Annotated in this window: 10 protein-coding genes; 3 read left to right on the forward strand and 7 right to left on the reverse strand. The window is 54.0% G+C overall.

Annotated elements, in window-relative coordinates; genetic code table 11:
* Positions 1-123: 123 nt before the first annotated feature.
* The 3 genes from KJY78_RS02040 to dut are packed head-to-tail and all read right to left on the reverse strand — an operon-like array spanning position 124 to position 1,979.
* Positions 124-858 (reverse strand): DUF3159 domain-containing protein, encoded by a 735-nt coding sequence (locus KJY78_RS02040; protein WP_214336852.1) that lies wholly within the window; start codon positions 856-858, stop codon positions 124-126.
* 12 nt (positions 859-870) lie between these two features.
* Entirely contained in the window at positions 871-1,572 is a 702-nt protein-coding gene (locus KJY78_RS02045; RefSeq protein WP_214336853.1) for a DUF3710 domain-containing protein, read from the reverse strand.
* Positions 1,573-1,595: 23 nt separating this feature from the next.
* The gene (dut, locus tag KJY78_RS02050; RefSeq protein WP_214336935.1) at positions 1,596-1,979 is read right to left on the reverse strand and encodes a dUTP diphosphatase; all 384 of its coding nucleotides are present in this window, start codon (positions 1,977-1,979) and stop codon (positions 1,596-1,598) included.
* 117 nt (positions 1,980-2,096) lie between these two features.
* Between dut and KJY78_RS02055 the strand changes: the two genes are divergently transcribed.
* Positions 2,097-2,576, forward strand: a complete 480-nt coding sequence (locus KJY78_RS02055; protein WP_214336854.1) for a DUF3093 domain-containing protein — start codon at positions 2,097-2,099, stop codon at positions 2,574-2,576.
* A gap of 22 nt (positions 2,577-2,598) precedes the next feature.
* Here KJY78_RS02055 and KJY78_RS02060 read toward each other — a convergent pair whose 3' ends face one another.
* Entirely contained in the window at positions 2,599-2,892 is a 294-nt protein-coding gene (locus KJY78_RS02060) for a DUF4193 domain-containing protein (protein ID WP_214336855.1), read from the reverse strand.
* Positions 2,893-3,103: 211 nt separating this feature from the next.
* Between KJY78_RS02060 and sepH the strand changes: the two genes are divergently transcribed.
* Positions 3,104-4,294, forward strand: a complete 1,191-nt coding sequence (sepH, locus tag KJY78_RS02065) for a septation protein SepH (protein WP_214336857.1) — start codon at positions 3,104-3,106, stop codon at positions 4,292-4,294.
* Here sepH and KJY78_RS02070 read toward each other — a convergent pair.
* Positions 4,291-5,382, reverse strand: a complete 1,092-nt coding sequence (locus tag KJY78_RS02070) for an alkaline phosphatase family protein (protein WP_214336859.1) — start codon at positions 5,380-5,382, stop codon at positions 4,291-4,293. The genes sepH and KJY78_RS02070 overlap by 4 nt on opposite strands.
* Before the next feature lie 104 nt (positions 5,383-5,486).
* Here KJY78_RS02070 and KJY78_RS02075 point away from each other — a divergent pair, with 104 nt between their 5' ends.
* Positions 5,487-7,889: a DNA gyrase/topoisomerase IV subunit A gene (locus KJY78_RS02075; RefSeq protein ID WP_214336936.1), complete on the forward strand. Its 2,403-nt coding sequence runs from the start codon at positions 5,487-5,489 to the stop codon at positions 7,887-7,889.
* Positions 7,890-8,043: 154 nt separating this feature from the next.
* Here the strand turns inward: KJY78_RS02075 and KJY78_RS02080 are convergent, their stop codons facing one another.
* Both KJY78_RS02080 and KJY78_RS02085 read right to left on the reverse strand, forming a co-directional pair.
* On the reverse strand, positions 8,044-10,122 hold the full coding sequence (locus tag KJY78_RS02080; RefSeq protein WP_214336861.1) for a DNA gyrase/topoisomerase IV subunit B: 2,079 nt from the start codon (positions 10,120-10,122) through the stop codon (positions 8,044-8,046).
* A 92-nt stretch (positions 10,123-10,214) separates the two neighbouring features.
* Positions 10,215-11,909 carry an RNA polymerase sigma factor gene (locus KJY78_RS02085; protein WP_348771159.1) on the reverse strand — a complete coding sequence of 565 codons (1,695 nt, stop codon included), beginning with the start codon at positions 11,907-11,909 and terminating at the stop codon, positions 10,215-10,217.
* Between the last annotated feature and the right edge of the window lie 61 nt (positions 11,910-11,970).

Raw genomic sequence — 11,970 nt, forward strand, 5'->3', positions numbered from 1 at the left:
TAATTTTACACGCGAAAAATATCCATACATCCAGCTTACTCTGCTGTAATTCTGCGACAAAATCGGCAATTCTTCAGATGAAACCAACGCTCATTAAGAGGTCAATTAAACACTCAGCAGCAGCTACGTAACAACCGTCGGAGCAACCCTGCGCACCCTGTCCGCTTTAATTGCCGCAGCACACACGCGCCAGGTTAAAAACAGCAACAACGCGTACAATGGCAGCCCCATAACGAGCCTTGCAACGCCGAGCCCTTCAACGTTGCCCGCGTAAAAAAGCGGCAGCTGCACGGCGAGGCGTACCAGCATTAGCACAGCCCAGGCAACGGTAAGTCTGATGCCTATCCGCCTCAGCTGCGGCACAGTGCGCCAACGCTGCAGGGATGAACTCAAAAAACCCGCAATCATGCCGATTAGCGGCACTCTGAAAGCAACCGACAGCAACAGAGCCAACGCGTAAACGCCGTTAAAAATAAAGCCCGGGATGTAATAGTCGCTGCCTTTACCACGCCACAGCACAAACAAAACGCACAGCCCGACACCGAACAGGGCGGATAATCCCGGGCTGAGATTCTCCCGGCGCAGAATCCGCACCAGCAGCAGCACGGTTACCGCACCGATAGCAAAACCGGCCGCCAGAAACGCCTCTTTGGTGATTGTAAACAGCAGCAAAAAGACCACGCCGGGCAGCGAGGCTTCGACTATGCCGCGCACCCCGCCGATACTTTCAAGCACCCCCGCTGCAGATGCGTCTTCACCGCGCGCGGCTTTTTTAGCCGCGCCAACAACCCCCATTGCAGACCCCTTATCCGCATCCTTTGCCAGAAGTATAATCCTGTTTTTAGAAGTATTATCCACGATTCAAATACCTTACTGTTCCTGCGAGTTGGACAGTCCCGACTCAAATTCGCCAGCTTCGGGCAGCTGCAGCAGCAGAATCTCTCCCGGCGGGATAGGACTCTCACCGCGCACAACAACCATCTCGCGGAAAACCGATTCAATGCCCGCAGCCCGCGCGGAATCCGTCGCCGCCGGACCAACGATAATCGCGCGCAGCATCCAGCGAGGGCCGTCAACCCCAAAACAGCGCACAGTGGTTTTTTGCTCCTGCGCTGCGGGCACAATTATCAGCTCCGGCCCGAAAGTTCCCTGCTGCGCGGTAACCTCAGCGCCCTGCTCCAGCAGCTGCTCGTGCATCGCCGCACGACTCTGATTCCAAACCCCGGTTGTTTTGGGGGCAGAAAACGCCTGCGCCTGCAGTGTCGAGCCCTCGTAATCAACAGACACCGCGATAATCCGCTGCGAAACCTGCTCAATATCGAGCCGCACCTGCAGACCCTCGCGCGGCGCAACCTTAATCGCCCCAAGATCGATATACGGGCGGATCTGCGGCACCTCGCTAATATCGTAGGGACCTTTTACCGCACGGTCAGCTGGCGCGCACTTGCTCGTGTCGATAGCCTCCGCCTGAGCACCCTCCTGTGACCCCCGCTCAGCCTCGGAGCTCACCTCTTTTGTCACCTCGGTCTTGCTTGCCAAATTGTCTGTCCGACTTCTTTTTTTGAAAAACATTTTTATAACCTCGTTCTAAACTTTTATTCGGATACCCCGGTTGAACCAAATCCAGCAGCCCCGCGGTCACTGGTGGGCAATTCGGTAACACTGTTAAACTCAACTTCGGGCACTGCCATAATTACCAGCTGCGCAATTCTGTCACCGGCGCTAATTTGAAAACTGTGCTGCGGATCGTGGTTGATCAGCGGCACCATTATTTCACCGCGATAGCCAGAATCCACAACTCCGGGCGCGTTTAGCACAGTAACTCCGTGTTTCACCGCCAGCCCGGAGCGCGGCATCACAAACAGCGCATAACCTGACGGCACAGCAGCCCACACTCCCGTGGGAATAAGCGCCCGCTCGCCCGGAGCCAGGGTTACAGCCACCGTGGCGCGCAGATCCGCACCCGCATCACCCGGCATTGCGTACCGCAGCGGGGTTGCTGCCTGAATTGGAACAATAAGTTTTTTATTCACGGCTACAAGTCTACGAAATCTTTGCTCAGGATTCTATCCACAAGCAGCGCAATAATAGAATCTGTGAGCACATCCTCTAATCAAAGCGCAGTTTTTTACACAGAGCGCCTATTGCCAACCCCGTGGCTTTACCTGATCACGTTCTTAATCGTGCCCGCCGTGATTCTCCTGCTGCTGCCGGTGAATCTGCTGCTCGCGATTTTTTTGGCACCGACGGTTTATCTGCTCGTAATCACCATTTTGATTATGACAAGCCCTAAAATTATGGTTTCGCAAGACACTTTTTACGCTGGCACAGCGTATATCCCGCTCTCCTACCTTGGCACTGTGACCATCCTTAATCGCGACGAGCTCAGCATTGCGTTGGGAGTGCAGGCAGATGCGCGGGCATTTCTGATAATTCGCGGCTGGATTCACACCGCTTTGAAGGTTACTAACACCGATCCAACAGATCCCGCGCCGTACTGGATCGTAACGACCCGCCGCCCGCAGGAGCTGGCAGCAGCGCTCAACCGTGCGGCGCAGCTGGCGGATAACTCCTGAGTTATGCTACGCAGTCAGTGAGTTAGTCTACGCAGTCAGCACAAATATCCCCAATTTCACCCTCGCCCGCAAGCTGTGACTGGTGGCGCACCAGGAAACAGTTAGTGCAGGTGAACTCGTCGTCCTGCTGCGGCAGCACAACAACATCGAGCTCAAAGTCGGAGAGATCGTCACCGCCCAGCTCGAAGCCCAGATTGTCTGAGTCGTCAGCGTCGATGTAGTGAGAGCGAGAAGAAGCGCGACTTTCTTTTAGCGCATCAATCGAATCAACCTCTTCTTCAGCCGATTTACGTGGGGCATCATAGTCAGTAGCCAAAAATCAATCACCTTTATTTTTAGGATTTATGCTTATGGCGCACTATTATTACTGACTAATTCAAAAAACACAAATTAGACGCCCGTAAAGCCAAGAAAATCAGTGGCATTAGAAATATTTTTCGCGGGCGCAGTGCTGTTACAATAAAAAGCAACAAAAACGTGGCAAACTATATAAAACGCAACAAAACGAGCTTGCCGGAGGGACTGAAATGACAAACCTTAGCTTTGACCGCCGCAACAATCACGATCTGGTGCTTGTTAGCGAGGATGGCGCAGAATTCATCCTGCCGGTCACAGAACAGCTCTTGGCGGAGGTGCGGATTATAACGCAGCAGCAGCGCGGATTAAACAAGATTCAACCCGCCCTTGTGCAAAAAATGCTGCGCGCGGGCGCAAGCGTAGAAAAGATTGCGGCTGAAACAGGATTTGAGCTTAACGATGTGCAGCGTTTTGAAGCACCAATAAAAACAGAGCTCAGCTATATGCTTGAACGCGCAATGAGCACCCCGGTGCGCACAAATGCAGCACAGGAAGATACAGACGAAAAATTTGGCGCGGTTATTCAAGAGCGGCTAACAGGGTGTGGCGCTGCACATAGCACCTGGCGAGCATATAAAACACCCGAAAAAGGCTGGCAGATTGAGCTTAAGTTCAAGATTAACGATGTTTTGCACTGCGCAATATGGAGTTTTGACAGCCGTAAAATGATTCTTGCGCCGCAAACTCAAGACGCAATAGATCTCTCTAAACAGGGCGATGTGAGCGAGGTGCTAATCCCTAAACTGCACGCTGTGCAGGCAACAGCTGCTAGCGAAAGCAAAACCGACGGCGAAAACGCAACTGCTCAGGCTAGCACAGCAAACACCGCCGCACAAAAACCACAGCGTCCCAAAACAGAGCAGCACGACCCCTACGTCGGCGCGACCTACAACGCACCGCCAAAACCCGTTGCCAAAACGGCAAGCCTACTAGACGCGCTGCGTCGCAAACGTGACGAGCGCGCACAGGAAAACATGATCACCCTCGCCAAGCCTGACACAGCGAATCCGCACGGCACGCAACCGCTCAAACTGCCCGACTATGCAGCGCACACAACGCAAGATTCCTGTTTGATAACAGAACAGGAAACCGACGATGATGTTTACACGCAGTGGGAACAGGCCGGTTTTAACACCTCAGAAACTACCGCAATGTCCTTGTCGGATGGAGCGGATCTTAGCTCGCAGACAGTGCCACTGCCAGAGCAGCCCGAATCTACGGCAGAACCGACCACCGATGTAGCATCGCAGCAGGGAACTCAAAAGTCTACTCGCGGGGCAAAGAAGAAAAACCGCCCCGAAATTCCCGAGTGGGATGATATTTTGTTTGGCTCGCGGTCAAATAAAAACGGTGACAACTAGTTTGCTAAAGCTCCTGCGGTAAGCAGCACAATTCCTGTTTCAGAGTCGGTTAAACCGCCATGCTGCCCAATCATTTTACGGTAATAGTCAGCCTCACTGGTTGATAAATAGCTGTAGTTTTTGCGAGCCACAATAAAAACATCGCCCATGCGCGCGGCAACACCATCGCGCACCCTGCCAAACACTCCGGAGTTAATAAGCTCGGCTTTGGTTCCGGCAAAACAGGCATCACCCTCGCGCTCTTGAATCTGCCGCGCCAGCGCCTCGGCCTCGGTCGGAAATTTAAGATACAAACTTCTAAATCGCCCCTCGCCGCCAACGAGCGTTTCCGCGGGCAGTGTGATCCGCTCTTCGAGCACGCGCTTAGCCTTATCGGGCACGTCGATCATACCGTGATCCGCGGTTAAAAACCCACCAACGCCCTGCGGCAGCGTCTCCAAAAAGTGCCCAACAGTCACGTCTATCTCCTGCAACACACGCTGCCACTGCGCGCTGTGACAGCCAAATTTGTGCCCCGCCTGGTCGAGTTCATCAATATACAGATAATAGAGCCCCGAAGCCTGTTTCAGGTGCGCACTGAGCGCGGCAACTCTGTCTCTGATCCGCTTTCCTCCGACGTAATCTGTGCCCGTTAGAATCGCCGCGGTTAAACCCGAGTCGCAGTGTTCTGGGCGGGCAAAAACCTGCGCGGCAAAACCCTCCTCACGCACCCGCTCAAAAACTGTTGGCGCGAGCTGCCAGCTGCGCACGTTTTTAATATCCCGCCAATCCTGCAGCACTTTTGTGAGCTTCCCAGTTGCAGGGTTTAAGATTTTATAACCCACAAGCCCGTGATCTCCAGGCAAAACCCCGGTTGCTATGGTTGTGAGCGCGGCTGCTGTTGTTGTGGGCGTGACAGTTTCGATCCGCCGCCTGCTCAGGCTCATTAAATGCGGTGCAAGATGTTTGTAGTCGAGCAGGTTCTGCCACCCCAGCCCGTCAACAACAACCGCAACAACTCTGGTAACATTGCCAGATTGCAATTGTGCTAACGCCTTGGGCAGCAGCCCGGCAAGTTGCAGACCGCACTCTACTCGATTGGGTATCATACGATTATACTACTTTAAGATTTAGAAAGGCAGATTCGGTGTCACCACAAAATGGCAGCTCGCAGGATACGCAGCGGATCGAGGATATCGAAATTTCTGCGGAAATGGAAAACTCGTTTCTCGAGTACGCGTACTCGGTGATCTATTCTCGAGCTCTGCCCGACGCGCGTGACGGCTTAAAGCCCGTGCAGCGCAGGATTCTGTACATGATGAGCGAAATGGGGCTTGTTCCCGAGCGCGGGCACGTAAAAAGCGCGCGCGTTGTTGGCGAGGTTATGTCGAAGCTGCACCCGCACGGCGACTCTGCGATCTATGACACCCTGGTGCGACTCGCGCAGCCGTTTAATATGCGCACCGCTCTCGTTGACGGACACGGCAATTTCGGGTCACTCGATGACGGGCCGGCCGCGTCGCGCTACACAGAAGCCCGGCTGACCGTGGCAGCTATTGAGATGGTGCGCGGCCTGCACGAGAACGTTGTGGATTTTGGTTCCAACTACGATAACTCGCAGCAGCAGCCGCTGGTTTTGCCGAGCGCGTTTCCTAACCTGCTCGTTAACGGCGGCGGCGGAATTGCCGTCGGTATGGCGACCAATATGGCGCCTCACAATCTGCACGAGGTAATTGCGGCGACCAGATTTTTAATGCAGCATCCTGACGCTTCACTCACAGAAATAATGGCGTATTTGCCGGGGCCGGATTTTCCAACTGGCGGTATTCTAACCGGTCTTGACGGAGTGCGTGATGCCTATGAAAGCGGTCGGGGCACGCTCAGGATCCGCGCAAAAGCGAGTATTGAAACGCTAACACCACGGCGCAAAGCCATCGTTATAACCGAGTTGCCCTACCAGGTTGGTCCGGAAAAAGTTGTTGAAAAAATCAAGCAGGGCGTGCAAAGCAAAAAACTGGAGGGAATTAGCGACCTCAACGATTTTACCGACCGTAAAAACGGGCTGAAGCTTGTTATCACTGTTAAAACCGGTTTTTCGCCAGAGGCGGTGCTCGAGCAGCTGTATCGCCAAACCCCGCTCGAAGAAACTTTTTCAATCAATAACGTGTGCCTTGTTGATGGGCAGCCGCAAACGCTCGGTTTAAAAGAATTGCTGCAGGTGTATATTGCGCACCGGCTCGATGTTGTGCGGCGGCGCAGCCAGTTCAGGCTCGATAAGTGCCAAAACAGGCTGCACCTGGTCTCTGGGCTGCTGCTTGCGATAGCGGATATTGACAGGGTTATCACAATTATTCGCGGCAGCAACGACAGCGCTGCGGCTAAAGAGCAGCTGCAGCAGAGTTTTGAGCTGAGCGAAGCTCAAGCCGAGTACATTCTCGAGCTGAAGCTGCGCCGCCTCACAAAGCTCTCAAAAATTGAACTTGACACCGAGCAGGAAGAGCTTGCTAAGCAGATAGCAGAGCTGACCGAGCTGCTCGGCAACGAAAATATGCTGCGTAATACCGTGAGCGACGAGCTTGCAGAGGTTGCTGCAAAGTTTGGCGACAGTCGCCGCACAACCCTGCTATCTGCCGCAGCCACGCCACCCAGTAAGCGGCGCGCGCTGGATATAAACTCCCTCCAGATTGCTGATACCGCCTGCAAAGTGCTACTCTCTGCAACGGGTATGCTGCTGCGGGTGGATTTCTCTGCCGGGGATGCTTCTGCAGCGGATAATCCGCCGCCGCGCACACAACACGATGCGATTATTAGCCAGCTTGCAACAACCGTGCGCAGTGAAATTGCGATTTTAACAAGCCTAGGCAGGGTTATTAAGTTTAGCTCGGTTGATTTGCCCAGCGCTGCGGTAAACTCAGTGCAGCTGGCGGGTGGCGCACCGGTTAAACAGTATTTTGATAGTCTCGCGAAAGATGAGCGCGCCATCGCGCTGATTTCTGAAACGAGCGCGGTCCCGCTTGCGATGGCGACTAAGAACGGCATCGTGAAAAGGGTTGCGCCCGGCGAGTGGCCTAAAGCAACCGAGTTTGAGCTGATTGCGCGCGCGGAGCGTGATGAAATAGTTCACGCCGCATACACCCGCGCAGAAACCGATGAGCTGGTGTTTATCACCTCTGACGCGCAGCTGCTACGCTACAGCGCTGCAAAAGTACGCCCGCAGGGACGCGCGGCGGCGGGTATGGCGGGTATTAAACTCGCCGCGGGAGCACAGGTGGTTGCATTTAACGTTGTTGCGCATGATGCGCTCACCGACGCAAAAGTACTCACCTATGCGCCGCGCGCGAACAACGCCGCTCCACTGTTTGGTGAAACCGCATTCGGATCAGCGAAAATAACGCCGCTACAGGAGTTCCCGCCAAAGGGGCGCGCAACAGGAGGAGTGCGCGCGCACCGCTTCCTGCGCGATGAAAATCAGCTTTCGGGTGCCTGGGCTGGCACACAGATCGCAGTTAATGCGAGCGATGGCACAGTTCGCGAGATTCCCAACGCTGAAGGCAAACGCGACGGATCAGGAACTGCTGTCACAGCAACGTTTGAGGCGTTTGGCGAGCAGCTCTAACACCGCTTGTTAGCGGGATCACACGCGCCAAACCCGGTGCGCTGCGCATTAAGAGCTGCGCGCGCCCAATAATACGCGTACAAACACGATGAGCTGCGCTTCAAAAACTGCGCGCGCCCAGTCCGCGCACAAATTTCGCCCACCAATCAGACCGCTAAGCGTCGATGTGAGCTGTTTTAATCTGTTTACTGCCGGCAATAATAAAGTTTTTGCGCGGCGCAACCTCACTGCCCATAAGCAGCTCAAAAGTGCGCTCAGCGGTCTGCGCATCCGGCACCGTAACGCGCCGCAGCAACCTGCCAGCGCGATCCATTGTTGTCTCCTCGAGCTGTCTCGCGTCCATCTCACCAAGCCCCTTATAGCGCTGAATCGGCTCTTTGTACCGCTTGCCGGCGCGTTCCAGCTTGCGTAACAGTCGCTTCAGCTCCGCTTCGCTGTAGGTGTAAACAGTCTCGGATTTTTTTTTGCCCGGGTGCATCACGACAACCGAGTGCAACGGCGGAACCGCCGCATAAACGCGCCCCGCATCAACCAGCGGCCGCATATACCTAAAAAACAGCGTGAGCAGCAGGGTTCTGATGTGCGCGCCGTCAACATCGGCATCGCTCATTAAAATAATTTTTCCGTAACGGGCAGCGCTCAGGTCGAAAGACCGCCCCGATCCGGCTCCCAAAACCTGAATAATGTTGGCGCACTCGGCATTTGCCAGCATATCTGCAAGGCTCGCTTTTTGCACGTTCAAGATTTTTCCACGGATCGGTAACAGCGCCTGATACTCAGAATCGCGCGCCAGTTTAGCGGTTCCCAGAGCAGAATCACCCTCCACAATAAAAAGCTCACTGTTTGCAACGTCGTTAGACCTGCAATCAACCAGTTTTGCGGGCAATGACGAGTTTTCAAGCGCGTTTTTACGGCGTTGCGTGTCTCGCTGAGCACGGGCGGTGAGCCGTGATTTCATTTCACCAACAACTTTTTCTAAAACCGTCTGCGCAAACTGCTTATCGGCTTTTGCACTCGATTCAAACTTTGCGGTTAGCTGTTTTACAACCTTGCGGGCGACAATCTGACGCACCGCAGCAGTTCCCAGCACCTCTTTAGTTTGCCCTTCAAACTGCGGCTCCGGCAGTCGCACAGTCACAATCGCGGTAAGACCCGCCAAAACATCATCTTTTTCCGGTTTTTGCGAGCCAGCTTTTAGCTTCCGCGCGTGCTGTTCCACCTGTTTACGCAAAACTTTAAGCAGCCCTGTTTCAAATCCCGCGAGGTGCGTGCCACCCTTAGGGGTTGCGATGATGTTCACAAAACTTTTAACGATCGTGTCGTATCCGCTTCCCCAGCGCAGCGCAATATCAATTTCGCAGCTTCTATTAACCTCGCGCGATTCCAGCCTGCCCGTGCTTTCGTCAAGCACCGGCACCGTCTCTGTAAACTCTGCGCTGTCTGTGATGCGGATCGTGTCTGTTACCGCGGCATCCTTCGCCAGGTAGTTCACGAACTCTGCTATTCCGCCCGCGTAACTGAACTCCTGCGAGCTTGGCGTCTCAGGCTGCCGTTGATCAACAATCGCTATTGTTAGCTGCGGCACCAAAAAGGCAGTCTGTTTAGCACGAGCTGTGAGCATTTCATAATCAAACTCGACGTCAGCCAGAAAGCTCTGCGGATCGGCCCAGTATTTAACCCGGGTGCCGGTTTTACTTTTCGCTATTTTTCGCATTTTCTGCAGCGCCTCGCCCGGTTTTGCGGGAGTAAACTCTGCGGTGGCGGTGTGATCCGCGAAAAAACCGGGCACTCCGCGTTTAAATGAGATACCCCAGGTGTGCCCGTCGCGATCGATTTCAACGTCCATTCTGAGCGACAGAGCGTTTACAACAGAGGCTCCAACACCGTGCAGACCGCCGCTGGAGCCGTATGAGGAGCCGCCAAATTTACCGCCGGCGTGCAGTTTTGTAAAAACCAGTTCAGCGCCCGTAAGCTGGCTGCGCGGCTCAATATCAACCGGCACTCCACGCCCCTGATCCTGCACCAAAACACTGCCGTCAGTGTTAAGGGTCACCGTGATTTTCTCGCCGTACCCGGCAAGCGCCTCGTCAACAGAGTTGTCTATTATCTCCCAGAGGCAGTGCATTAGACCGCGTGAGTCGTTTGAGCCAATGTACATTCCGGGTCGTTTGCGCACGGCTTCGAGTCCCTCAAGCACGGTTAAGTTGCGCGCTGAATAGTCTGTTTTGGGCATTTTATCCTTAAGTAAAAACTTACGAACCGGCACACTAACGGCGAAATAGGCCACCTCAACGGCAGCTCTGCGCCATAAAGCAGTGACCTGCTTTACTCTAGGTAATCTCGCAGCTGCTGTGACCGTGACGGGTGACGCAGTTTAGCCATTGTTCGTGACTCGATCTGGCGGATCCGCTCGCGCGTGACGTTAAAGGTTTCACCAATCTGGTCGAGAGTCTTTGGCACGCCGTCACCTAGCCCGAAACGCATTCTAATAACCCCCGCCTCTCGCTCAACGAGCGAGTCGAGCAGCTGCTCAAGCTGTTGCTGCAGCATTGTGAAACCAACCGCATCCGCCGGAACTATCGCCTCGGTGTCTTCAATCAGGTCACCAAACTCGCTATCCCCGTCTTCGCCCAGCGGTGTGTGCAGTGAAATAGGCTCACGCCCGTATTTCTGCACCTCAACAACTTTTTCCGGAGTCATATCAAGCTCTTGGCTGAGCTCCTCAGGGGTTGGTTCACGACCAAGATCCTGTAGCATTTGGCGCTGCACACGCGCGAGCTTGTTAATAACCTCAACCATATGCACGGGGATTCTAATCGTGCGTGCCTGATCCGCCATCGCGCGGGTAATCGCCTGACGAATCCACCAGGTTGCATACGTAGAGAACTTAAAGCCTTTAGTGTAGTCAAACTTTTCTACGGCACGGATCAAGCCCAGGTTGCCCTCTTGGATCAAATCAAGGAACTGCATTCCCCTGCCGGTGTAGCGCTTCGCGAGCGACACAACCAAACGCAGGTTAGCGCCCAAGAGATGCGCTTTTGCGCGTGCACCGTCTCGCGCAACGGCCTTAAGCTCACGGCGCAATTTTTTAGGCAGGTCTGTTTCGGTAGCGAGTTTATCCTCGGCAAACAGCCCCGCTTCAATACGCATTGCAAGATCGACCTCTTCTGCCGCGGTGAGCAGTGAAACCTTGCCGATTTGCTTCAGATAGTCTTTTACCGGGTCGGCTGTTGCGCCGGCGATTTGAGAGCTGCGCTGCGGCACTTCTTCGTCTTCGTCGGCGCGCAACACAAGAGCTCCAACAGGAAGCGGATTGGTGTTGCTAATTCCCGAAATCTTACTGTCGTTAGCGTCTTGCTCGGCATCTTCAACGATATGCTCAAACAGGTTTAGGCGTTCTTCAGGATCTAGCGTTTCGTCTAACTCTGCAATACTCTCAGCATCGAACTTAGCTGCGCTCTTTTTGGTGCTGCGCTTAGTTTTAGGCTCGGCAACAGAAACCGTTGTAGTCGCGGTTTTACGCGCGGTCTTTTTAGCAGCTGCGATTTTTGTTGTCGCAGCCTTAGCTGCAGCAGTCCTGGTCGTTGCGCTCTTAGTAGCTGCAGCAGTCTTAGTAGCTGTACTCTTGACCGCGTTCTTAGTGGTGGTCGCTTTAGCAACCCTTGTTTTCACTGCGGCGGTCTTAGACGCTACACTCTTGGTTGCGGTCTTTTTAGCAGCTGTTTTAGTCGCCACAGCCTTAGTGAGAGCACTCTTCGCCGCACTCTTCGTAGCGGTTGTCTTAGCTGCGGTCGTTTTAGTTGCGGCACTATTCGCGGTTGTTTTTGCCTCGGCAGTCGGCTTTTTCTCCGCGGTTTTTGCCGTTTCGCTCTTTTTAGCGCGCGCTTTAGCCAGTGTCTTTTTTGTAACCGTTTTAGCGGTCTTTTTATCAGCGTCTTTTGAATTATTCTCAGTGATTTTTTTGGCTCTTGAAGTTTTAGCCTTTGATGCCGCGCTCCCTTGATCTGTTGTGGCTACCACAAGCAACCCTCCTGTTTCACTACTAGCTACGAAACTTGCGCACGCAAGTTAATCCCGTGTC

Source organism: Canibacter zhuwentaonis (assembly GCF_018531145.1).
Lineage (GTDB): Bacteria > Actinomycetota > Actinomycetes > Actinomycetales > Microbacteriaceae > Canibacter > Canibacter zhuwentaonis.